Source organism: Sphingomonas sp. GW821-FHT03E12 (genome assembly GCF_059420685.1).
This window is the reverse complement of the sequence record NZ_JBWKUF010000001.1, coordinates 290,227-312,509: the sequence shown is the minus strand read 5'-3', so window position 1 is coordinate 312,509 and position 22,283 is coordinate 290,227. Positions and strand designations below refer to the sequence as shown.

At 65.9% G+C, this 22,283-nt stretch carries 26 protein-coding genes and 1 tRNA gene; 16 read left to right on the top strand and 11 right to left on the bottom strand.

Annotated elements, in window-relative coordinates; all coding sequences use genetic code 11:
- The 4 genes from AC07TU_RS01365 to AC07TU_RS01350 all read right to left on the bottom strand — a co-directional run bounded on the left by AC07TU_RS01365 (nt 1) and on the right by AC07TU_RS01350 (nt 2,729).
- A complete protein-coding gene (locus AC07TU_RS01365) occupies nt 1-309 on the bottom strand; it encodes a YggT family protein (protein ID WP_495186122.1) in 309 nt (102 codons plus the stop codon).
- Nucleotides 310-387: 78 nt separating this feature from the next.
- Complete coding sequence (gene argB / locus AC07TU_RS01360) at nt 388-1,287, bottom strand: acetylglutamate kinase (protein WP_495186121.1); 900 nt, start codon at nt 1,285-1,287, stop codon at nt 388-390.
- Nucleotides 1,288-1,559: 272 nt separating this feature from the next.
- Nucleotides 1,560-1,826, bottom strand: a complete 267-nt coding sequence (locus AC07TU_RS01355) for a hypothetical protein (protein WP_495186120.1) — start codon at nt 1,824-1,826, stop codon at nt 1,560-1,562.
- Nucleotides 1,827-2,093: 267 nt separating this feature from the next.
- A complete protein-coding gene (locus AC07TU_RS01350; RefSeq protein ID WP_495186119.1) occupies nt 2,094-2,729 on the bottom strand; it encodes a queuosine precursor transporter in 636 nt (211 codons plus the stop codon).
- A 115-nt stretch (nt 2,730-2,844) separates the two neighbouring features.
- Here AC07TU_RS01350 and AC07TU_RS01345 point away from each other — a divergent pair, with 115 nt between their 5' ends.
- From AC07TU_RS01345 to AC07TU_RS01335, 3 genes are read left to right on the top strand one after another with little or no spacing between them, the layout of a single operon-like run.
- On the top strand, nt 2,845-4,113 hold the full coding sequence (locus AC07TU_RS01345; RefSeq protein ID WP_495186118.1) for a NupC/NupG family nucleoside CNT transporter: 1,269 nt from the start codon (nt 2,845-2,847) through the stop codon (nt 4,111-4,113).
- Nucleotides 4,110-4,646 carry an STM3941 family protein gene (locus AC07TU_RS01340; protein WP_495186117.1) on the top strand — a complete coding sequence of 179 codons (537 nt, stop codon included), beginning with the start codon at nt 4,110-4,112 and terminating at the stop codon, nt 4,644-4,646. Before AC07TU_RS01345 ends, AC07TU_RS01340 begins: the two co-directional genes overlap by 4 nt.
- A 3-nt stretch (nt 4,647-4,649) precedes the next feature.
- Nucleotides 4,650-4,967 (top strand): hypothetical protein, encoded by a 318-nt coding sequence (locus AC07TU_RS01335; RefSeq protein ID WP_495186116.1) that lies wholly within the window; start codon nt 4,650-4,652, stop codon nt 4,965-4,967.
- A gap of 4 nt (nt 4,968-4,971) precedes the next feature.
- On the opposite strand, the gene AC07TU_RS01330 is transcribed toward AC07TU_RS01335, so the two are convergent.
- Complete coding sequence (locus AC07TU_RS01330; RefSeq protein WP_495186115.1) at nt 4,972-5,841, bottom strand: 3-hydroxyacyl-CoA dehydrogenase NAD-binding domain-containing protein; 870 nt, start codon at nt 5,839-5,841, stop codon at nt 4,972-4,974.
- Between the two features lie 70 nt (nt 5,842-5,911).
- On the opposite strand from AC07TU_RS01330, the gene AC07TU_RS01325 reads away from it, so the two are divergent.
- Nucleotides 5,912-6,958, top strand: coding sequence for a DUF1176 domain-containing protein (locus AC07TU_RS01325; protein WP_495186114.1), 1,047 nt, complete (start codon nt 5,912-5,914; stop codon nt 6,956-6,958).
- 3 nt (nt 6,959-6,961) lie between these two features.
- Here the strand turns inward: AC07TU_RS01325 and AC07TU_RS01320 are convergent, their stop codons facing one another.
- Both AC07TU_RS01320 and AC07TU_RS01315 read right to left on the bottom strand, forming a co-directional pair.
- On the bottom strand, nt 6,962-7,765 hold the full coding sequence (locus tag AC07TU_RS01320) for a glutaminyl-peptide cyclotransferase (protein ID WP_495186113.1): 804 nt from the start codon (nt 7,763-7,765) through the stop codon (nt 6,962-6,964).
- 43 nt (nt 7,766-7,808) lie between these two features.
- Complete coding sequence (locus AC07TU_RS01315) at nt 7,809-8,612, bottom strand: cold-shock protein (protein WP_495186112.1); 804 nt, start codon at nt 8,610-8,612, stop codon at nt 7,809-7,811.
- A 208-nt stretch (nt 8,613-8,820) separates the two neighbouring features.
- On the opposite strand from AC07TU_RS01315, the gene AC07TU_RS01310 reads away from it, so the two are divergent.
- The 11 genes from AC07TU_RS01310 to AC07TU_RS01260 all read left to right on the top strand — a co-directional run bounded on the left by AC07TU_RS01310 (nt 8,821) and on the right by AC07TU_RS01260 (nt 17,268).
- Nucleotides 8,821-9,615, top strand: coding sequence for a TerC family protein (locus AC07TU_RS01310; protein WP_495186111.1), 795 nt, complete (start codon nt 8,821-8,823; stop codon nt 9,613-9,615).
- A 59-nt stretch (nt 9,616-9,674) separates the two neighbouring features.
- Nucleotides 9,675-10,295 carry a ribonuclease D gene (locus AC07TU_RS01305; protein ID WP_495186110.1) on the top strand — a complete coding sequence of 207 codons (621 nt, stop codon included), beginning with the start codon at nt 9,675-9,677 and terminating at the stop codon, nt 10,293-10,295.
- A gap of 107 nt (nt 10,296-10,402) precedes the next feature.
- Complete coding sequence (lptC, locus tag AC07TU_RS01300; protein WP_495186109.1) at nt 10,403-11,044, top strand: LPS export ABC transporter periplasmic protein LptC; 642 nt, start codon at nt 10,403-10,405, stop codon at nt 11,042-11,044.
- Nucleotides 11,045-11,046: 2 nt separating this feature from the next.
- Entirely contained in the window at nt 11,047-11,592 is a 546-nt protein-coding gene (locus AC07TU_RS01295; RefSeq protein ID WP_495186108.1) for an LptA/OstA family protein, read from the top strand.
- A gap of 126 nt (nt 11,593-11,718) precedes the next feature.
- Nucleotides 11,719-12,495 carry an LPS export ABC transporter ATP-binding protein gene (lptB, locus tag AC07TU_RS01290; protein ID WP_495186107.1) on the top strand — a complete coding sequence of 259 codons (777 nt, stop codon included), beginning with the start codon at nt 11,719-11,721 and terminating at the stop codon, nt 12,493-12,495.
- Nucleotides 12,496-12,499: 4 nt separating this feature from the next.
- The gene (rpoN, locus tag AC07TU_RS01285; RefSeq protein WP_495186106.1) at nt 12,500-14,002 is read left to right on the top strand and encodes an RNA polymerase factor sigma-54; all 1,503 of its coding nucleotides are present in this window, start codon (nt 12,500-12,502) and stop codon (nt 14,000-14,002) included.
- 75 nt (nt 14,003-14,077) lie between these two features.
- On the top strand, nt 14,078-14,806 hold the full coding sequence (gene dapB, locus AC07TU_RS01280; protein WP_495186105.1) for a 4-hydroxy-tetrahydrodipicolinate reductase: 729 nt from the start codon (nt 14,078-14,080) through the stop codon (nt 14,804-14,806).
- On the top strand, nt 14,803-15,465 hold the full coding sequence (gene nth / locus AC07TU_RS01275) for an endonuclease III (RefSeq protein ID WP_495186104.1): 663 nt from the start codon (nt 14,803-14,805) through the stop codon (nt 15,463-15,465). Before dapB ends, nth begins: the two co-directional genes overlap by 4 nt.
- 42 nt (nt 15,466-15,507) lie before the next feature.
- Nucleotides 15,508-15,584: transfer RNA gene (locus AC07TU_RS01270), tRNA-Arg, on the top strand.
- 134 nt (nt 15,585-15,718) lie between these two features.
- Nucleotides 15,719-16,720 (top strand): L,D-transpeptidase family protein, encoded by a 1,002-nt coding sequence (locus AC07TU_RS01265; protein WP_495186103.1) that lies wholly within the window; start codon nt 15,719-15,721, stop codon nt 16,718-16,720.
- Nucleotides 16,717-17,268, top strand: coding sequence for a lysozyme inhibitor LprI family protein (locus AC07TU_RS01260; protein ID WP_495186102.1), 552 nt, complete (start codon nt 16,717-16,719; stop codon nt 17,266-17,268). Before AC07TU_RS01265 ends, AC07TU_RS01260 begins: the two co-directional genes overlap by 4 nt.
- On the opposite strand, the gene AC07TU_RS01255 is transcribed toward AC07TU_RS01260, so the two are convergent.
- Nucleotides 17,265-17,720, bottom strand: a complete 456-nt coding sequence (locus AC07TU_RS01255; protein ID WP_495186101.1) for a DUF2721 domain-containing protein — start codon at nt 17,718-17,720, stop codon at nt 17,265-17,267. The genes AC07TU_RS01260 and AC07TU_RS01255 overlap by 4 nt on opposite strands.
- A gap of 82 nt (nt 17,721-17,802) precedes the next feature.
- Here AC07TU_RS01255 and AC07TU_RS01250 point away from each other — a divergent pair, with 82 nt between their 5' ends.
- Nucleotides 17,803-18,900, top strand: coding sequence for a GNAT family N-acetyltransferase (locus AC07TU_RS01250; protein WP_495186100.1), 1,098 nt, complete (start codon nt 17,803-17,805; stop codon nt 18,898-18,900).
- A 61-nt stretch (nt 18,901-18,961) separates the two neighbouring features.
- Here the strand turns inward: AC07TU_RS01250 and AC07TU_RS01245 are convergent, their stop codons facing one another.
- From AC07TU_RS01245 to AC07TU_RS01235, 3 genes are all read right to left on the bottom strand, one after another.
- On the bottom strand, nt 18,962-19,258 hold the full coding sequence (locus tag AC07TU_RS01245; protein WP_495186099.1) for a hypothetical protein: 297 nt from the start codon (nt 19,256-19,258) through the stop codon (nt 18,962-18,964).
- A 133-nt stretch (nt 19,259-19,391) separates the two neighbouring features.
- Nucleotides 19,392-20,966: a DUF5060 domain-containing protein gene (locus AC07TU_RS01240; protein ID WP_495186098.1), complete on the bottom strand. Its 1,575-nt coding sequence runs from the start codon at nt 20,964-20,966 to the stop codon at nt 19,392-19,394.
- The gene (locus AC07TU_RS01235) at nt 20,963-22,213 is read right to left on the bottom strand and encodes an MFS transporter (protein ID WP_495186097.1); all 1,251 of its coding nucleotides are present in this window, start codon (nt 22,211-22,213) and stop codon (nt 20,963-20,965) included. Before AC07TU_RS01235 ends, AC07TU_RS01240 begins: the two co-directional genes overlap by 4 nt.
- Nucleotides 22,214-22,283 lie beyond the last annotated feature (70 nt).

Genomic DNA, 22,283 nt, shown 5'->3' with positions numbered 1-22,283 from the left:
TCAGGAGCTGATCAGCGCCACGGCAACGCGCGGCAGGATGGCGCCCTGCAGGATCCAGATGATGATCAGCACCACGAACGGCGCGAAATCCATCGGCCCGGTATCGGGCAGGATACGCCGGATCGGGCGATAGACCGGCTCGGTCAGCGTGTTGAGGCCCCGCCACAGCGAACTGACGAAGTCGTTATAGGTGTTGATCACATTGAACGCGATCAGGGTCGACAGGATCGCCTGCGCGACGATGATCCACCAGGCGACGTTCAGCAGGATCTGGAGGATGTCGAAGGTGATGCCGACTACGGTATCCAAAACGGGTCTCCGGAATTTTCGAACGTGTCTACCGGAAAGCCGCGCGATGCGGCAACCGTGTTAGATATATAATACGGCTCAGCGGTGAACCAAGGTGCCCGCACCCTGCGGGGTGAAGATCTCGAGCAGCATCGAATGCGGCACGCGCCCGTCGAGGATGACGGCGGCGTCCACCCCGGCATCGACCGCGGCGACGCAGGTCTCGACCTTGGGGATCATGCCGCCGCTGATCGTGCCGTCGGCCTTGAGCGCGGCGATGCGGCCGGGATCGAGGTCGGAGAGCAACTGCTTGTCCTTGCTCAGCACGCCCGGCACGTCGGTGAGCAGGAAGAAGCGCGACGCGCCAAGCGCACCCGCGATCGCACCGGCCATCGTGTCGGCGTTGATATTGTAGGTGTGGCCGTCGGCGCCGAGCGCGATCGGCGCGATCACCGGGATGAAGCCCTGCGCCGACAGCGTGGTTAGCACGCCTGCGTCCACGGCGACCGGCTCGCCGACGAAGCCGAGATCGACATGCCGCTCGATCCCCTGAAGCGGATCGGCTTCGCTGCGCGTCACCTTGCGCGCGGTGACGAGGCCCGAATCCTTGCCGGAGATGCCGATCGCCTTGCCACCGGCGGCGCTGATCCAGCTGACGATTTCCTTGTTGATCGATCCGGCGAGGACCATCTCGGCGATCCGTGCGGTCTCGGCATCGGTGACGCGCAGCCCGCCGACGAACTCCGATTCGACGCCGAGGCGCTTGAGCATCTGTCCGATCTGCGGCCCGCCGCCATGCACCACCACCGGGTTGATGCCGACGGCCTTCAACAGCACGACATCCTCCGCGAAATCGCGCGCCAGCTCGGGATCGCCCATCGCGTGGCCGCCATATTTCACGACGAAGGTCTTGCCCGCGTAGCGCTGCATGTACGGCAGCGCATCGGTCAGCGTCTCCGCCTTGGCGAGCATCCGGGGATCGGGGGCATGATCGGTCATGGCGCGCCCTTAGCGTGAGTTGTCGGGATACGAAAGCGGTGGAGGGATAGCTGCATCAGGGAGCGGCCGTCGGCACTCCCGCGAAGTTGACGATGTTACGCGGAACGCGATTCATTCTGTCACCTTCGTCGCCTTTGTCGGGAGGGTGTCAGGATGGGCCAACCGTGCGGATCGACGACATCAAAGAGCGGTGACTGGCACCGGACGATGCAAGCAAATGAATTCCAACATTGCAAGCGGCGTCGGGATTTGGGTGGGAAGTGGACACTTCATCAGTGCTCGGTGCTCAGGCCATATTCGATGTTGAGGTCGAGCAGATGATGGCCGAGCACCACGCGCCCGTCCAAGTGAACGATCACTACAAGAAAAACATTCGGTTGTTCTGTCTCAATCATCACGTGATCGAACCGGCTCAAGCCATCACGATATACATGAGTTACGTCACGAAGCTCGGCTATGCCTTCCTCAGTCTGGCGAAGGTTGTCGACATAAGACCAAATATCCACGACTGCTTCGGGAGCAGCCGTCATGTCGCGCATGGGCTCAGCGAAACACTGCCGAAATTCAGCCTTGGTCAGCGCTCTGGGGAACGTCATCGAACAACACTGCCAGTCGGTCGGTATCTCTGCAATGTGTCGCTGGCGGTCACCCCCTGACTCTGTCATCCCGGCCTTGTGCCGGGATCCACCGGGAGGCGAACGGGAAACAACAGGCTCTATCGCATCGCACGGGGAGCCGTGGATCCCGGCACAAGGCCGGGATGACGGGTTATTTGCGGCGCTGCATCTGGCTTCTGCCCGGCGCCTTCACACTGCCCGGTCGAGGCTCCGCCCGATCGCGACGAAGCCTGCGATCAGCGCCGGGATCAGCACGATCGACAGCACGACCTTGGCCAGCATCTGGCCCATCAACAGATGGCCGATCGGGAATTCGCCGTAGAATGCGACGGTGATGAAGATCAGCGTGTCGACGATCTGGCTCAGCACGCCGGCGATCGCGCCGCGCAGCCACATCATCTTGCCGCCCTCGCGCTTCAAGGCGCTGAAGATGGTGACGTTGAGCAGCTGCGACGCGCCATAGGCGGTGATCCCGCCCAGCCAGATGCGCCAGGTGCCGCCCATCAGCAGGTCGAATGCGGCGCGGCGATCGGCCGGCATGTCGGCGGCGGGGGGCAAGGTCAGCACCAGCGCGGTCAGCGCGATCGACGCGAGCAGCGGGATGAAGCCGAGTAGCACCAGCCGGTTCGCCACCGCACGCCCGTGCATCTCGGCGACTGCGCTCGATACGGCGACCAGCAGCAGGAAGGCGAAGATGCCCGCTTCGACCGCGAGCGGCCCCAATGCGACCTGCTTGTTGCCCAGCACGCCTGCGATGCAGACCATGCCGCCATAGAAGATCGAAAGGGTGAAGAGCGAGCGCGAGAGCGGAGCCGGTGTAGTCATGGGCGTTGCTAGCGCGGTTTCAGCAGATACGGAAGCACCTAGCGGTCACTGAAAGCGGCGCTATGCTGCAGCCCCATATGCCGCGCGTCAGACGCGGCGCTTGGGGGCCTTCCACTTGAACAATCTTCCGATCGGTATTCTGGGCATCGTCGCGATCCTCGCGATCGCCTTTGCGCTGTCGTCGAACCGCCGCGCCATCCGGCTGCGGGTCGTCGGGGCGGCATTCGCGCTGCAAACCGGCATTGCTGTCCTCGTCCTCTATGTTCCCGCCGGTCGGGCGGTGATCGAGGGCATGTCGCGCGGCGTGTCGGCACTGCTCGGCTATGCGCAGGCAGGCACCGACTTCATCTTCGGCCCACTCGCCAAGCCCGAAATGGGCGGGCACAGCTTCGCCATCGCCGCGCTGCCGGTGATCATCTTCTTCGCCAGCCTGGTCTCGATCCTCTATTATCTGCGGATCATGCCGCTGGTGATCCGGTGGATCGGCGGCGCGATCGAGAAGGTGACCGGGGTCAGCAAGGTGGAGTCGCTCTGCTCCGCAGCGAACATCTTCGTCGGCCAGAGCGAATCGCCGCTGGTGATCCGCCCCTATCTGGCCGGCCTCACCCCCGCGCAGATGTTCGCGGTGATGAGCGTCGGCATGGCCGGGGTCGCGGGCACGATCCTGGCCGCCTATGCGGCGATGGGGATCAACATCCAGTATCTGCTGGCGGCGAGCTTCATGGCCGCGCCCGGCGGGCTCCTCATGGCCAAGATCATGATGCCCGACGAGCCCGTGAAACAGGCCGAGCTGCCGCTCGACGGCGAGGCTCCGGCCGATCCTGAAGAGGCGGCGATCCGCGCGGTCGAGAAGGATCTCGACGAGGAACGCCCGGCCAACATCATCATGGCCGCGGCAATGGGTGCGCAGATCGGCGTCAAGATCGCGGTTGCGGTGGGCGCGATGGTGCTCGCCTTTGTTGCGCTGGTCGCGCTCGCCAACGGCCTGCTCGGCGTGGTCGGCGGCTGGTTCGGTTATCCCGCGCTGACCTTCCAGGGGGCGATCGGCACGGTCTTCGCGCCGGTGATGTTCCTGATCGGCATCCCCTGGACCGAGAGCGGCGCGGCGGGCAGCCTGTTCGGCACCAAGATGGTGCTCAACGAATTCGTCGCCTTCCTCAACCTCGGCTCGACGCAGGGGCTGAGCCCGCGCAGCGTCGCGATCATCACCTTTGCGCTGTGCGGCTTCGCCAATTTCAGTTCGATCGCGATCCAGATGGCGGCGGCTGGCAGCCTGGCGCCCAACCAGCGCCCGGTGATCGCGCGGCTCGGCATCAAGGCGCTGGTCGCGGGCAGCCTCGCGAACCTGATGTCGGCGGCGTTGGCGGGGCTGCTGCTGCCGTGACGGAACGGCTCGTCGCACACGTGTCGAAAGGTAAGACACTAGGCATCACGCTGATCTCGGTGGGGGCCATGGCGATCGGGGTGTGGCTTGTTGTGAGTCCAGAGGAAGCCTCCAGTCGCCGTCTCAGCGATCCCGCGATGGTCTGGGGATTCGGTTGGCTCGCGATCCTTGTCTTCGGCGGGTTCGCAATTGTCGGCGTGCGACAGCTATTTCGTGCTGGTCCCGTTATGGAGGTCGATTCCCGGGGCATTCTCTGGCGGCGCTGGTCGGATCAGGTGATCCCCTGGAGCGCAATCGTCCGGGTCGAACAACAGGCGTTCCAGTCCAACAAGCTCCTGTGCTTGTGGCTCGATGCGCCTGAGCGCTATCCCGGGCGGTCGACGCTCGGCAAGCTGGCAAGCCTGAGCAAACTCATGGGAAGCGGCGACGTCACGCTCAACATGGCGGGCACCGACCAGAGCTTCGACCGGCTGGTCGAGGTGGTTGGCGCCCATCTCGCCGCCAGGGACCGGCCCGGCACCGGGGAATCATAGAACGTGCGATCCCTGGGCTATGCGCTTCTCGTCCTGGCGCTGCCACTGGCGGTGTTGGGCATGCTGGTGCCGCCCAACGAGTATAGGGCGATGGGCGGGGGTGGCATCGACTGCGACGGGCCGTTGCAAGTCCTGCTGTTCGCGGGACCTGCCTTTGCCATCTATGCCGTCGCGGCGCTGTGCAATGGAGTCGCGCCTCGCCGCCCGCGCAATCTTGTGATCGCGGGGCTGGCACTGCTCCTGTGCCTTGGTCTCGGCATCAACCTCGCCCGCGCGTGGCAGGAATCCCGGATCAACGCGGGCGAGGCTATCTGCGGCTGAACGATCAGCGTGTCGGCACCGGCTCCGCGCCCGAATAGTCGTAGAAGCCGCGGCCGGTCTTGCGGCCGTACCAGCCGGCTTCGACATATTTGACCAGCAGGGGCGCCGGGCGGAACTTGGGGTCGCCGGTGCCCTCGAACAGCACGCGGGTGATCTCGAGGCAGGTGTCGAGGCCGATGAAGTCGGCCAGCGTGAACGGCCCCATCGGGTGGTTGAGGCCGAGCTGGATCGCCGCGTCGATATCGGGAATCGTCGCTACGCCTTCGCCCAGCGCGAAGCAGGCTTCGTTGAGGAAGGGCATCAGCACGCGGTTGACGATGAAGCCCGGCGCGTCGTTGGCATGGACGATGCGCTTGTTGAGCGTCTTGCCATAGGCCTCGACCGCCGCGACCGTCGCATCGCTGGTGGCGAGGCCGCGGATCAGCTCGATCAGGCCCATCACCGGCACCGGGTTGAAGAAGTGGACGCCCATGAAGCGCGCCGGATCGGGGGAGGCCTGCGCCAGCCGCGTGATCGGGATGGACGAGGTGTTGCTGGCGAGGATCGCTGTGCCGGACAGCACCTTGCCGACATTGGCGAAGATCGTGCGCTTGATCTCCTCGCGCTCGGTCGCCGCCTCGATGACGAGATCGCAGGGCGCGAAGGCGTCAGTGCCGCCGACGCATTCGATGTTCGCGAGTGCGGTTTCGGCGGCGGCGGCGGTGATCTTCTCTTTCTCGACCGCGCGCGCGAGCTGCTTGGCGATTCCCGCCTTGCCCTTCTCGGCGCGCGCGACGTCCATGTCGGACAGCAGCACGCGATATCCAGCCTGCGCCGAAACCTGGGCGATGCCCGCTCCCATCTGTCCTGCGCCGATCACGCCAACCGTCTTCATACCATCCTCCGGAATCTGATATGCAGGCCTCCTACCGACTCGCTTGCGAAACGGCTAGAAGGGGGAATTCATGCTGACGATCGCGTTGCTCGCTCTGGCCCAGGCCGCCGCCCCGCAACCCGCCCAGAAACAGGGGCCGATCAAGAGCTTCGGCGCATGGGTAGTGGCCTGCGACAATGCCAGGCGATGCGAGATGACCTCGATCTGGCCCGACGACGATCAGCCCGACGAGGGGTCGGTCTATGATCAGATTTCGGTCTCGATCGAGCGCGCAGCCGGGCCGGCCGGCGGCTGGTCGGTGGAGATCCAGCTGCCTGGCAATTCGGGAAGCGACCGGGTGCAGGTGAGCACCGAGCGCGGCTTCTTCCTCTGGGGCGTGCCGAAGAACGATCTGCTCCGCTTCACCGGCGCACAGGCCGCCCAGATCGTCGCGGCGATGGTCGATGGCACCGACCTGCGCGTTGGTTCCGAAGTCGATGTCACCGGCATGGCTTCGCTCAAGGGGTCGTCGGCGGCGCTGCGCTTCATCGATGCCGAACAGGGGCGTGTGGGGGGTGTGACCGCGGCGGTTGCGAAGGGGACGAAGCCGGCCAGCGCTGTTCCCGCGCCGCCCGCGCTCCCGAAGATCGGCTTCATCCGCCCGGCGGGTGCTGCCGCGCCCTTCACCCCGGCGATGCGCAAGGCGCTCGACAAGTCGAGCGAATGTGGTGCCGTCTATGAGGGCGGCACGGGCGAGCTGCCCGGGGTCGAACGGGTCGCGCTCGGCGGCGGCAAGACGCTGGTGCTGCTCCCCTGCGGGAGCGGCGCGTATAATTTCTCGACCGAGCCTTATATCCTCGCTCCCGGCGCGCAGCCGGTCGTTGCGAAGTTCGATTCGCCACCGGGCTATACCGAAGCGGAGGACGGCCGGCCCACGCTGGTCAATGCCAGCTTCGACGCGAAGACGGGGCGACTCGAAAGCTACAACAAGGGCCGCGGGATCGGCGACTGCGGCAGCGCGGAGGCCTATGTGTGGGACGGGGCGATGTTCCGGCTGGTCGAGGCGCGATCGATGCCCGAATGCCGCGGGTCGGTGAACTGGCTGACCACCTGGCGCGCGGAACCGGTGGCGAAATAGCGGTCAGCCGCCGCCCGGCAGCGCAATCTCGAACAGCTTGGGCCAGCGCTTGCCGGTGACATAGAGTTTCCCGGTTCTCTCGTCATAGGCGATGCCGTTGAGCACTGCTTCGCTGTCGCGCACGTCGACCGATGCGATCACCGCGCGCAGATCGATCACGCCCTTGATCACCCCGGTTTCTGGATCGATCCGTGCGATCAGATCGCTGTGCCAGATATTCGCCAGGATCTCGCCGCGCACATATTCAAGCTCGTTGAGCTGACGCACCGGACGTCCGCGCCAGGTGACGCGGACGCGCCGCTGCTCGGCAAAGCTCTTGGGGTCGAGGAAGCGCAGGTCGGGACTGCCGTCGGACAGGATCAGGCTCTTGCCGTCTTGCGTCAGCCCCCAACCCTCGCCCGGATAGGTAAATTCACCCAGCTTGCGGAAGCTGTCGCGATCCCAGCGGAAACCCTTGCCATGCTTCCAGGTCAGGCTGACGATCGTCTTGCCCCAGCTGGTGCTGCCCTCGCCGAAATATTCGGCCGGCAGCCGGACTTCCCGCTTCACCTTGCCGGTGGCGAGAACGACTTCGCGCACCACCGATTCGCCCTGCTCGCCGGTGCTTTCGAACAGCCGTCCGTCGCTGAAGAACAGCCCCTGGGTGAACGCCTTGGTGTCGTGCGGATAGGTCGCGATCACCTGCGCTGCCTCGACGGGCGGTGCAGGTGTCTGCGCCGGCGTGCTCGTCGCCTGTACCCGGATGGGCGAGGGAGGCGCAGAAACAATCGGGGCCGCCCCGGCCAGCATGGCCAGGGCGACCCCCATTGCCGCTCCGCGCCCGGCCGCGATCAGCCGGTGCATGGCGGGATTACTGCGACGGCGTCAGGTTCACCGCGGCGTACTTGCCACGGCGATCGACCTCCAGCTCGAACTCGAGCCGGTCGCCTTCGTTGAGCGTCGGCATGCCCGCACGCTCGACGGCGCTGATGTGCACGAACGCATCAGGCTGACCGTCGTCGCGCTGAATGAAGCCGAAACCCTTCATCGCGTTGAAGAACTTGACCGTGCCGGTCGCCTTCTCACCCGTCAGCTGACGCTGCGGGCCGCCGGCGCCGCCGGCACCACCACGCGGACCGTCACGGTCGCGCGGCGGGCCGCGATCCTCGACCGGGAGCGGTTCGCCCTCGATCTTGAGCTCGGTCGCGCTGATGCGGCCGCCACGGTCGACCAGCGTGAAGCCCAGCGGCTGGCCCTCGGCAAGGCCAGTGAGGCCTGCCTGCTCGACCGCGCTGATGTGCACGAACACGTCTTCACCGCCATCGTCGCGGACGACGAAGCCGAAGCCCTTCTGGCTGTTGAAGAATTTAACGACGCCCGTGCCTTCGCCAACGACCTGCGGGGGCATGCCGCCACCGCCGCCGCGGCCGCCGCCGAAGCCGCCACCACCGCCGCCGCCGCCGAAGCCGCCACCACCGCCGCGATAGCCGCCGCCACCGCCGCCGCCGAAGCCGCCACCACCGCCGAAGCCGCCGCGATCACCGAAACCGCCGCCGCCGAAGCCGCCGCGATCACCGTAGCTGCTGCTGCCGCCGAAATCGTCGCCGCCGAAACCGTCGCGCTTGTCTCTGCCGCGCCCGCCGCGATCCCCGCGGCGCCCTCGATCAAAACTCATTGCCCTGTTCGTCTTCCCGGTCGCCCAACTCAATTGCGAAAGTCGTACGCCGGACGAAGACGCAGACATCCCGGCGCTCCGAAGACACGCCCATGGAATCGGGTCATAGCCGGTTACGGGACAGGACGCGAACAAATTCGTCGCGAATTCGGCACTGTTCCAACAGATACTTGCGCATGCGTCGCAGGGGCGGCAGATGCACATGTCTATGGACATTGCAGCTTTGCTCGCCGACCCGGCCGCCTGGGCCGCCCTCATCACCTTGATCGTAATGGAGGTGGTTCTCGGTATCGACAACCTCATCTTCATCTCGATCCTGACCAACAAGCTGCCCGAACATCAGCAGCAGAAGGCACGCCGAATCGGCATCGGTCTGGCGCTGGTCATGCGAATCGTGCTGCTGTCGATGATCTGGGTCATCGTGTCGCTGACCACGCCGGTGTTCGACCTGGGTCTTCAGGGCGCGACGGGCGCGCATGGCGAACCGAGCTTCGAGACGGCCTTCTCCTGGCGCGACCTGATCCTGATCGCGGGTGGCCTGTTCCTGCTGTGGAAGGCGACCAAGGAAATCCATCACACGCTCGACCCGGTGCCGAGCGACGACGAGATTCTCGACAAGAAGCAGGTGGTGGGCCTCAACTTCGGCTCGGCGATCTTCCAGATCATCCTGCTCGACATGGTCTTCTCGGTCGATTCGATCCTGACCGCGGTCGGCATGACCGACGAGATCGCGATCATGGTCACCGCGGTTCTGGTCACCGTCGGCGTGATGCTGGTCGCGGCCGATCCGTTGGCGAACTTCATCAAGCACAACCCGACGGTGGTGATGCTTGCGCTCGGTTTCCTGCTGATGATCGGCGCGGTGCTGATCGCCGACGGCTTCGGCGTGCATGTGCCCAAGGGCTATATCTATGCGGCCATGGCGTTCTCGGCGCTGGTCGAATCGCTCAACATGATCGCGCGCCGGTCCAAGCTCAAACGCGAGGGCAAGCCTCCCGCTTGAGCTTTGCCCCGCACAAGCTTTGCATTGAGCGTTCAGGCGTAAACGGCTAGTCGCACGCGATGGCCGTTTTTCTGCACGAAGAAGATATTCCCGAAGGGCTGTTCGCCCCCGGCGCCGACATTGCCGTCGATACCGAGACGATGGGGCTGATCACGCCGCGTGATCGCCTCTGTGTCGTCCAGCTTTCCGACGGCGGTGCGGACGAGCATCTCGTCCGCTTTGGCCCGGGCAGCGACTATGCTGCGCCCAATCTGCGCGCATTGCTCGCCGATCCGGCGCGGGTGAAGCTCTACCATTTCGGACGTTTCGATTTGGCGGCGATCCGCCACTATCTCGGCGTCACCGCGGCACCGGTCTATTGCACCAAGATCGCCTCGCGGCTGGTGCGCACCTATACCGACCGCCACGGGCTCAAGGATCTGGTGCGCGAATTGCTCGGCCAGGAAATCTCCAAGCAGCAGCAATCGTCCGACTGGGGCGGTCCGGTGCTCAGCGACGCGCAGAAGGATTATGCCGCGTCCGACGTGCGCTATCTCCACGCGATGCGTGAGGAACTGGACCGCCGCCTCGCGCGCGAGGGGCGGACGGCGCTGGCGCAGGCCTGCTTCGACTTCCTCCCCCATCGCGCCGAACTCGATCTCGCCGGCTGGCCCGAGATCGATATCTTTGCGCATGCTTGAAGTGTTGCGGCACCAGCCCGCTCCCCCACCCGGCCACCCAGCGGCAGCATCATATGGGTGGCCGGGTGGGGGAGCGGGCTGGTGCCGCTCTTCTCTTGAGGCAAACCATGTCTGAGATCGCCCTTCAGGAACGCTCGCGCCGCAAGCACTGGGCGCGTCCGGGGGGAAGCCACGACCATATTGTTCGCGCCCTGCTGCTGATCCTGCCCGCCGGGATCGGCGTGCTCGGCGCCTTTCTGGTGATGGCGCCGCTGTTCATGGGCGGCGACGTCTCGTTCGTGCTCGACAAGAACAAGGTCGATATCGCCAGCGAGCGGCTGCGTATCCAGTCGGCGCGCTATCGCGGCGCGGACGCGAAGGGGCAGCCCTTCGTGCTCACCGCAGGCTCGGCAGTGCAGAAGAGCTCGGCCGAACCGGTGGTGCAGCTCAGCAGCCTTGCCGCCGCGATCCGCCTGTCCGACGGCCCGGCCGAGGTGCGCGCAGAGCGCGGCCGCTACGACATGGATACCGAACAGGTCGCGGTGGACGGCCCGATCGCGTTCCGCAGCGCGGACGGATACCAGCTCGACACCCGCGATTCGACGATCGATCTGAAGACCCGGCGCCTGACCGGCACCGGCCGGATCGACGGCAAGACACCGCTCGGCGCGTTCAGCGGCAACAGCATGACAGCCGATCTCGACAACCGGACCGTGCGGATCGAAGGCAATGCGCGCTTGCGGATCGATCCCAAGCGCGCAAATAGGTGACCATGGCCCGCCCGCTCCTCATCGCTTCGATCGCCGCGATCGCCACCACTGCCGCGATCGGTACCGCGGCGCTGGGACAGGTGCGCCACGATTCGAACGCACCGATCGATTTCGCCGCGCAGAGCATCGAGCTGCAGGATAAGGCGAATCGCGCAATTCTGTCGGGCGGCGTGAAGATCACCCAGGCGAGCATGACGCTCACCGCGGCGCGGGTGACGGTCAGCTATACCGGGCAGGTGCTCGACGGTTCGCCCTCGGTCTCGCGCTTCGACGCGGCCGGTGGGGTCACCGTCACCCGGCCCGATCAGACCGCGCACGCGCAATATGGCGTGTACGACATCAACAAGCGTACCATCACCATGCTCGGCAACGTCACGCTGACCCAGGGCAGCAACCGGGTCAGCGGCGGGCGGTTGACGATGAATCTCGACACCGGCCGCGCATCGATCGACGGTTCGGGTGTCGGCACGACCAAGGCGCCCGACGGCAGCGTCGTCCAGTCGGGCGGCCGAGTCACCGGCCGTTTCACCGTTCCCAAGCGCGATTGAGCGCGGACGGGGTTTCGCTCCGCCGGGTTCCATCTTAACTACCCCGAAGTGCGCCATGCATAAAACTTGCCAAGTGACTGCGCGGCAAGGAATCGCTAAGTATATCGTGCGAGCAGGAAGGGTATGATGGCAGACGTCGAAACGCTGGAGCCGGCCGCAGTCGACGCGGGCAACCCGCCCGCCTCGGGCCTTGCCGTGGTGTCGATCGCCAAATCCTACGACAAGCGCGTGGTGTTGTCGGACGTGTCGCTCTCGGTCGGGAAGGGCGAGGTGGTCGGCCTGCTCGGTCCTAACGGTGCGGGCAAGACGACCTGCTTCTATTCTGTGATGGGACTGGTGAAGCCCGATGCCGGGCGCATCATGCTCGACGGGGTCGATATCACGCCGCTGCCCATGTACCGCCGCGCGATCCTGGGCCTTGGCTATCTGCCGCAGGAAACCTCGATCTTCCGCGGCCTCACCGTCGCCAAGAACATCTCCGCGGTGCTCGAACTGTCCGAGCCGGACAAGAGCGCGCGCGCCGCCCGGCTCGACCAGCTGCTCGAGGAATTCGGCCTGACGCGGCTGCGCGACGCGCCGGCGATGGCGCTGTCGGGCGGTGAGCGCCGCCGTGCCGAGATCGCGCGTGCGCTCGCGGCCGATCCCTCGATCATGCTGCTCGACGAGCCGTTTGCGGGCATCGACCCGATCTCGATCGCCGACATCCGTGACTTGGTGAAGGAGCTGAAGACGCGCAACATCGGCGTGCTCATCACCGACCATAATGTCCGTGAGACGCTCGACATCGTCGATCGCGCCTCGATCATCTATGACGGCCGCGTGCTGTTCGCCGGATCGCCGGAGGATCTGGTCGCCGACGCCAATGTCCGCCGTCTCTATCTGGGCGAAGGCTTCTCGCTCTGATCCCATGAGTCTCGCGCCCCGCCTTGATCTCAGGCAGTCGCAATCGCTGGTGATGACGCCGCAGCTTCAGCAGGCGATCAAGCTGCTGGCGCTGTCGAACCTCGAGATCGAGACCTTCATCGCCGAGGAGCTCGAGAAGAACCCGCTGCTCGACGCGGGCGGCGGCGAGGAGCGTGAACCGGCGGAAGCGCCCGAGGCCGAACCGGCGATCGAACGCGATGGCCCCGCCGATTCGACGGAGCTGCTCGACGGCGGCGATGCGACGGGTGAAGCGTCGCTCGACGTCGATTTCACCGCCGAGACCTTCCACCACGACAGCGCGGCGGACTCGGTCGGCGGTCTCGACGGCGGTCTCGGGCTGGCCGGCACCGGCGGCGGAGGGCTGGGCGAGGATGGTCCCGATTTCGACAGCTTCTCCGCGCCCGACCTCAGCCTTGCCGATCATCTGCTGGCGCAGGCCGGCGCGGTGGTGGACGGTGCCGATCTGTTCATCGCCCAGCATCTGATCGACCAGATCGACGAGGCGGGCTACCTCACGGCCTCGCTGCTCGACATCGCCACACGGCTCGGTGTGCCACTCGCCCGGGTCGAGGCGGTGCTGGCGCTGATCCAGACGCTCGACCCGACCGGCGTCGGCGCGCGCGACCTTGCCGAGTGCCTGGCGCTACAGGCGAAGGAGGCCGATCGCTACGACCCGTGCATGGCGGCGCTGATCGCCAATCTCGACCTGCTCGCGCGCGGCGAACTGGCGCGCCTCAAGCGTATCTGCAACGTCGACGACGAGGACATGGCGGACATGATCCGCGAGCTGCGCGGCTATGATCCCAAGCCCGGCTGCCGCTTCGGCGGCGATCCGGTGGCAAGTGTCACTCCGGACATCTTCGTCGCGCCGCGCGGCATGGGCTGGGCGGTCGAGCTCAACAGCGCCACCTTGCCGCGCGTGCTGGTCAACCGGGCCTATTATGCGGAGGTGTCGGCGGGGCCGCAGGACAAGTCGAGCAAGGCGTGGCTTTCGGACATGCTCGCCAGCGCCAACTGGCTGGTCAAGGCGCTCGACCAGCGCCAGCGCACGATCATCAAGGTCGCGAGTGAGATCGTGAAGCAGCAGGAAGCCTTTTTCCGCCACGGTGTATCGCATCTGCGCCCGCTCACCCTTCGCCAGATCGCCGACGCGATCGAGATGCATGAATCCACCGTCAGCCGCGTGACCAGCAACAAGTACCTCAGTTGCGCGCGCGGGCTGTTCGAGCTGAAATATTTCTTCACGTCGGCGATCCAGTCGGCGGACGGCGGCGACGCGGTCTCGGCCGAAGCGGTGAAGAGCGCGATTCGCGCGCTGATCCAGGCCGAGGATCCCAAGAAGATCCTCTCCGACGACACGCTGGTGGAGATGCTCAATTCCAAGGGCTTCGACATCGCCCGCCGCACCGTCGCGAAATATCGCGAGGCGATGGGCATCGGCAGCTCGGTCCAGCGCCGCCGCCAGAAGGCGCTGGAGGGGGCCTGACAAGAAAAGCCCGAAAGGCTCGGGAGAAGAAAAGCGTTGTTTGCCCGCAACGCCATCCATGCCAAAGCAACCCGCATGAGCAGCATCGGTATCTATGGCAGCCTCGGCCGGATGGGCGTGGCGATCCGCGACATTCTGGCGGAGCAGGGCGTCAAGTTCGCGGGCGGCGCCGATGCGGGCGACGACCCCGCCACCGTTGCACAGGCCGCCGATGCACTGGTCGATTTCTCGACCCCGGCGGCGCTCGAATCGCACCTTGCCGCCGCACGCGCAGCGGGTACGCCGATCGTGATCGGCACCACCGGCCTCACCCCCCAGCATCATGCGCTGATCGATGAGGCCGCACGCGAGATCGCGGTGCTCCAGACCGGCAACACGTCGCTGGGTGTCGTGCTGCTCGCGCGGCTGGTGCGCGAGGCGGCAGCTCGGCTCGGCCCCGACTGGGATATCGAGATCGCCGAGATGCATCACCGGCAAAAGGTCGATGCCCCCTCGGGCACCGCGCTGATGCTCGGCGAAGCCGCGGCCGCGGGACGCGAGGTGGCGCTCGGCGAAGTCCGCGTCGCCGATCGTGCCGGCCTTACCGGCGCGCGCGCCGAAGGGACGATCGGGTTCGCCTCGCTGCGCGGTGGCACGGTGATCGGCGACCATATGGTCGTGCTTGCCGGGGCGGGCGAGCGGATCGAGCTGACGCACCGGGCCGAGGATCGCGCCATCTTTGCGCGCGGCGCAGTGAAGGCGGCGCTGTGGCTCGCGGGCAAGCCCGCAGGCCGCTACACGATGGACGCGGTGTTGGGCCTTTGAAGAAGGCCGACATCTTCCACTTCTTCGAGCGGCTGGCCGAAGCCAATCCGCATCCCGAGACCGAGCTCGAATCGGTCAACGACTATACGCTGCTCGTCGCGGTCGTCCTGTCGGCGCAGGCGACCGATGCCGGGGTCAACAAGGCGACGCGGCGGCTGTTTGCCGAGGTCGACACGCCCGAGAAGATGGTCGCGCTGGGCGAGGAGGGGCTGAGGCAGCACATCAAGACGATCGGACTGTTCAACGCGAAGGCGAAGAATGTCATCGCGCTCTCCGAAGCGCTGATCGCCAGCCATGGCAGCCAGGTCCCCGCCGACCGCGACGCGCTGGAAGCACTCCCCGGTGTTGGCCGCAAGACCGCCAATGTGGTGCTGAACGTCGCCTTCGGGCAGGAAACCTTCGCGGTGGACACTCATCTCTTCCGCCTCGGTAACCGCACCGGTATCGCGCCGGGCAAGACCCCGCTCGCGGTCGAGAAGAAGCTTGAGAAGAATGTCCCTCAGCCCTTCCGCCTCCACGCGCATCACTGGCTGATCCTGCACGGCCGCTATGTCTGCAAGGCGCGCACTCCTGAATGCTGGCGCTGTATCGTCGCGGACCTCTGCGCCTACAAGCCCAAGAGCCCCGCGCCCAAGGGGTGGACACCCACCGCGGTTTAGCGCTGGCATACCGCGAATTGCTTTGCTAGGCGCGGTCGCCACGCACCCGTAGCTCAGCTGGATAGAGCGCTGCCCTCCGAAGGCAGAGGCCACAGGTTCGAATCCTGTCGGGTGCGCCAAGACCTTCCGCCACGTTCGTCAAATCGATACCCTCGCGGCCCCGGTGATCTTCCGGTGTGGCGCGCAACCCCTTGATCAGCGACGACCGCCTCTACAGAACCGGATTGCCGAAGACGGCCAGGGGAGTGCAGCGGTGGGGCGGAATGACTGGTTCGGACTGATTGCGGTTCTGGGCATCGCGGCGGCGCCTGCCTCCGCGCTGGCGCAAGGGGCGAAGGCCAGCTCCGCGGTCGAGTTTGCGCGCAAGGCGGACACGCTCGAGCCAGGCCAATGGGTCTGGGCGCCACAGGTCGCGCCCAAGGGGCCGGTCCATGTCTATGTCGATCTCTCGCGCCAGATCGCGACCGTCTATCGCAACGGCGTGCGGATCGGGGTCGCCACCATCTCGTCAGGCAAGGCCGGGCACGAGACGCCGGAAGGCGTGTTCGTGATCCTGCAGAAGGACGCCAACCATCGCTCGAGCACGTACAACAACGCGCCGATGAAGTTTCAGGAACGGCTGACCTGGGACGGGATTGCGCTCCATGCCGGCGGGCTGCCGGGCTATCCCGAAAGCCATGGATGCGTGCACCTGCCGCTCGAATTCGCGCGCCTGCTGTTCGGCGTGACCGAGATGGGCGGGGTCGTGGTGGTCGCGGGACGCGCGGGCAGCGCGGTGCTAGCGCCCTCGGCCGGCGTGCTCGCGCCCGTCGGGGCCAAGGGTGCGGAAGTGCCGCACGTTCCGCTCGCTTCGGATCAAAGCTGGCGCTGGACGCCGGAGGCCGCACCCGCCGGGCCGCTTACGATCATCGCCTCGCGCTCCGACCAGCGCATCGTGGTGCTGCGCAATGGCATCGAGATCGGACGCGCGCGCGCCGAACTTCCGCAGGGCGATTTCCAGACGCATGTGATGACCTATGTCGTCACGCCCGACGGGCAGCCGCGCTGGGTGCTGGTCGGCGTGCCGGGGCATCAGGAGGAGGAGAGCGAAGTGCTCGACGCGGCGGTGCTGGGGCAGGCACGGATGCCGCAGGGCTTTCTCGATGCGTTGCGCGCCGCGATTGTGCCCGGCACCACCGCGCTCGTCACCCAGTCGCGCGTGCTGCCGCACCAGACGGGCGGCAAGCTCACCGTGCTGGCGAGCAGCGCGCCATGATCGCGGCTGTCCTCCTCCTCGCCGCGCCGGCACAGGCGGTGCCGCCTCCGGTCGAGCAATTTACGGCGAGTTGCCGAGCTCCCGTCTATGCGACCGATCAGCTGGTATGTGGTGATGGGGCGCTTCGCGTGATGGACGCGGCGATCGCGGTGAAGCTCTACAGCCTCGGCCCCGCGCCGGTCGATGGTGTCGATCCGTGGCTCGAACCGCAGGCCGATTGGTTCAAGCGCCGCAGCCGCTGTGCGTTCGAAGCGACTCACCGGGAATGCGCTGTGGACGCCTATGACGAGCGGATGTTCGTGCTGAGTGCATTGTCGCCGTCGCGCGACGGCCCGATGCCCCGCTATCGTTGCGACGCCATCCTCGCCACCATGGTTCCTGCGGGCGCGTTGCGGCTCGAACGCAAGGGGAAACCGGTCGGCGCGGCCGTACGCCAGTCCCCGCGATCAGGCTGGCAACCCCATGTACGGCTCGAAGGCGATGAAGCGGAGCCGTGGATTGTCCCGTCCGGCGGGAAGCCGATCCGTTGCGTCCTGGTCAAGAACTAGCTCCGGTCGCGCTCGAGCAATTCCTCGCGGATATGCACCGCCTGGAGCGACAGTCGCACCTCGACCAGGAAGGCGATCAGCCCGGCGGTGAGCAGCAGCATCGACGCGATGAAGGTCACGGCGACCACGCCCCCGATGTCGAGATGGGTCAGCGTCGCGCCGAACATCAGCGCGACGACGAGGCAGATCAGGATCGCGCTCGCGACGCACAGCCAGATCGACTTGTTGATCACCGACAGCCGCCGGTCGATCAGCCGCAGCTCCCAGACGTGCCGGTCATGCTCGGCGCCTTGGGAGACGGGATGCAACTGCTCGATCTTGCGCGACCGGTCGACCACGCGCGCCATCCGGCCGATCAGCACGTTGAGGATGCCCGCGATACCCGCGAGCAGGAAGACAGGGGCGATCGAAACCTGGATCGTTGCGGCGACGGTCGAGAGCATGGGTGACATCGGTCGCATCTTATGGTTGTGCTGCGCGCTCGCCAAGCGGACTTGCACCGGTTGGTAACGCATTCGCGCTATCGCGCGTGCTATGACAAGGCCGATGCCGCTCGCCGAGTTTACCCGCCTGCCCCCGTTGCTTACCGCAAGCATCGGCGACGGCCTTGCGAGCGCGCTCGACGCGGTGGCGGACCATGCCGCGCCCGAGCATCGCTTTCTGCGCTATGGCTGGTTCGCCGCGGCGCTCGCAACCTATGGCGGATCGGCGCGGACGCTCACCATCGCGCGCGAAGGCGTGCCGATTCTCGCGCTGCCGTTCGTGGCGAAGGGCCCGGCGTTCCTCGGGATCGCGGCGGTACCCGGCTGCTATTGGCCGTTCCGCAGCTTCCCCGTCGCGGCCGATGCCGATGCGGCGGCGTTCGAGCTGCTGCTCGACAAGCTGCGCGGCGAGGTGTCGGCGTTGCGCTTCGGGCCCGTCTATGACGGCGATCCGGCGCTTGAGGGGCTGCGTGCGGCGGCGGCGGCGAAGGGCTGGATCGCGCTCGACCGGTTCGTCGCCGAGAGCTTCCTGCTCGACATGACCACGCTGCGCGCCGAGGGTACCTGGCCGCGCAACTCGACGCTGCGCAAGAACCGCTTCCATGAAAAGCACCTCGCTGAGCATGGCGAGCTCGATTGGAGTTTCGTGTCGGGTACCGGCTGGAACACGGATGCCTTCGATGCGCTCGCCGCGGTCGAGCACAAGAGCTGGATCGCATCGCGCACCGACGGCAGCGACGCCAAGTTCACCGATGACGGGCATGGCGGCTTCTGGCGCGCCGCTGCCGCCGATCCGGTGATTGCGCAGATGATGTGGGCAGCGCTGCTGCGGATCGACGGCGAACCGGCGGCCTTCTCGTTCGACATGAACGCAGGCACGCTCAAATACGCCGTCGCCAACAGTTATGATCCGCGCGTCGCCAAGCATTCGCCGGGGAAATTGCTCTACTACCGCAACCTCGTCCGCGCGCTCGACGACGGCATGGAGACGGTCGATTGGGGCGCCGGCGACAGCGGCTACAAGCGTACGATCGGTGCCGAGGCGGGGCCGATGATCCGCGACTGGCTGTTCGTGCGGCCGGGCGCGCCCGGCATGACTGCACGGCTGCTCAAGAGCTGGTGGCGGCGCAGCGGCAACGCTGCTCCTTAGGTCATAGACTCGTAAAAACGGCCGCGCGGCGAACGGCCTAGTTGCCGAACATTCGCGCTCTTTAGGTCATCCAGGCTACGAAGACTGTTGTCACAGGGAAGATCGCGAGGGCGAATCTCAAGATCGTTACGCGCGCGATGCAGAGAATTGCTGCTGCAGCCGAGATCACGAATAAGAGCGGTGCGACTGCGAGCAGCGTTCCTGCTGAACGGTTCGTCTCCATTCCCGATACTACAGCGTATGGAATAGCAGGCAGTATCGACAGGACAGCTACGACACCTGCAATCGCCGCTAAGGTTTTAGCAAATCCCTCCAGCAGAATGGCAGCTGTAGCTTTCTGTTTCGCGCCGGAATTCATTTCCACCGATTACCATGGTCGTTTGCTTTCCACCAATCCCGGTCGCTTTCATACGCCGGGCAAAAAAGCGGCCGCGACGGGGAAGCGTCGCGGCCGCAGTTCTAGCCACCCCGAGAGGGGGTCTCGTAAGCTCTCAAACCTTGACCAGCCGGATCGCGATGTACGGCTTGCCCGGCAGCGCGATGCTCGGCCGCGCGGGGTCATGGACGTCGTAGTCGTCCTTCTGCTGCATCCTGAACACGCCCTCGACCGGGGTGATCGTCATGTTCCAGGTGTCGATGATGTCGATGCGGAAGCTGTTCTTGGGATCGCTGCCGCGGCCGGGCAGTACGACCTTCCATTCGGTCGGCGCCGCGGTCCCGAAATACTTCAGGTAATATTGGTGCGGCACGCCACCGAGGTGATAGTTCCACCAGGGCTGGATCGCGTCGATGCCCGGCGTTGGGCCTTCCTCCATGATCTTCCTGAGGAAGGCGAGGCGTGGGGCGCTGGTGCCTTTGAGCACGCCGCCCTGACCGAGCCATGAGAAGTCGGCGTTCTGCGTCGGGTCATAGGTCTCGCTGTGACCCACATAGGTGCCGCCGATCAGGCCCCACCAGAAGCGCTCGACCATGCCTTGCCCGTCGAGATTGCCCCAGCGCTTGGTCGAATTGCCCTCATAGACCACCTCGTCAAAGATGACGGGCTTGAGCGTCATCGCCCGGTGCAGCTCGGCGCGCAGGTCGTCGAGCACCGCGGCGCCGTTCTGGACGCTGGCATGGGTGATCCATGGTTTGCGATGGTCGTAATAGGTGTTGATCTGGTGGATCGAGCGCAGCCGGTCGTGCGGATCGGCGGCGACCAGCACCTCGAACAGATGGTCCCAGTCGGCCATCGTCTTGGTCTTCACCGCATCATATTCGTTGGCCATCGACCACCAGACATGGCGATAGGCGCCCCAGCGCGCGGCGCAGTAACGGACGAAGCGTTCGTCGTCCGCCCGCTTCATGTCGTTATAGCCGCGCTTCTCGTCATAGGGGTGGAACAGGATGACGTCCGCCTCGATGCCGAGCGCGCCGAGCTTGAGGATGCGGTCCTCGTAACGGCGGAAATAGTCGGGTTCGAAGCGGGTCGCGTCCCAGTCGCGCGGGCCCTTGCCGGTGCGGACATAGGGGGTGGTCGCGACCGACTCCACGTTCGGCGTGACCAGCATCCGCATCTTGTTGAACGGCGCGGTCCTGAGCGTCTCCAGCGTCTGCGCGCATTTGGCGTCGGACTGGAGCGCCCAGCTGTAGCAGGTGGTGCCGATCTGGCGGAACGGTGTGCCGTCGGCATGAGCGAAGTGATAGCCGTCCTGCGTCACCCGCACCGGACCATGGTTGCCCACCGAGGGCGCGACGCAGTCGAAGCTGCCGCGCTTGTGCGCCATCTCGGTGGCGCTGCTCTCGGTCTCCCAGCTCCACTTTCCGAGCTCGGGCGGACTGAAACGAACGCGATAGACACCCTTGCCGTCGTAGAAGCCCGGGACCCGGATCGTGCGCCCCGCACCCTTGAACACTGCAGCGAGCCGGACGTCGTCGAACGGGTTGCCGGCCTGCGGCCCTTCGAACACCAGCTCGTGCACGCCCCACCGCTCGGTGCGCGCCGCGCCCTGCCCGAAGGCAGGGGTCGCGGCGGCACCGGCGGCGATCAGGCCGGACTTCAGGATCGTGCGGCGCGAAACGCTCATGCCGCGCGCTCGGCGTCGAGCTGTTCGAGCGACTTGCCCTCGTTGCGCGGCGCCCAGACGAAACCGATCACGCCGCTGATCGCGAGGAAGCCGACCAGAATCCAGGCGAGGGTGTGGAAGCCGGTCGCCACCAGCGCGGGCACGAAGAAGCTGAACACGCCGAGCACGATGCGCACGATCGCGAACATCACCCCCTGCGCGGTGGCCCGCAGCGCGGTCGGGAACATCTCCGAGCTCCACAGCTGGAAGAAGCTCTGCGCGCCGAAGCCGCCGCCGACCGACATCAGGAAGACGTGGATGATCGCGATCGGCAGCGTCAGCGGGAAGATCGCGAGCAGCGCCATCCCGATCACCTGCGTGATCGCGGAGATGCCGAACAGCAGCCGCTGGTTCACCCGGTCGGCCAGTTTCATGAAGATGAAGAAGATCGACGCCATGCCGAGCAGGAAGCTCAGCGTCTGGACCGCGACCGAGGTCGCCTGGCTCTGATCGCCGACGGTGCTGAGGATATAGGGGAAGAAGAAGCCGTTGGTGCCGGCCCACAGGTTCCAGAACAGATAGGTCCCCGTCAGGAACGCCATCGATCCGATATGCGGGCGGGTGAACAGATCCTGCCAGCGGCCGCGCTGCGCGGTCTCGCCGCTTTGCTGCGCCTCTACCCAGCGCTGTGACTCCTTCATCTTCGAGCGGAGGAAGGTGAGCGCGATCGCGAGGATGGCGAGGTGCGCGAAGATGATGCGCGCGCCCAGCAATCCAAGGCTGTCGAGCACCAGCGCCATCACCAGCACCACGACCGGGCCGAGATACCACAGCACCTGCGCGACGCCGCTATGCTTGCCGCGTTTGTCGTCGGGCGCCATCTCCGCGATCAGCGACCATGAGGCGGGGATGTCGGCGCCGACGGCAAGGCCGACGAGGAAGAAGCCGATGATGACCATCCAGGCGTTCATCGAGAACACCAGCCACAACATGCCGAACGCGTAGAACAGCATGTCGTACTGGTAGATCTTCTTGCGGCCGAGCAGGTCGCACAGCCGTCCGCCGATCAGCGCGCCGATGCCCGCTGCGATCGCATTGGGGCCGAAGGCGGCGATCAGGCCAAGCAGACTGTCGTCGAGTCCATATTCCTTCTTCCACAACGCCAGCGCGACGGCGCCCGCGACGATCGACCCGGCGTCGATGTAGTTGGCGAGGCCGGCAAGGATCGTGTTCTTCCAGTCCTCCCGATCAGCAGATGCGCTGCTCATATCTTGTCTCTCCAGGGCTAGTGGCTTGGCCGTTATGTCGTCGTCGCGGCCTCGACGGTATTCCGAAAAC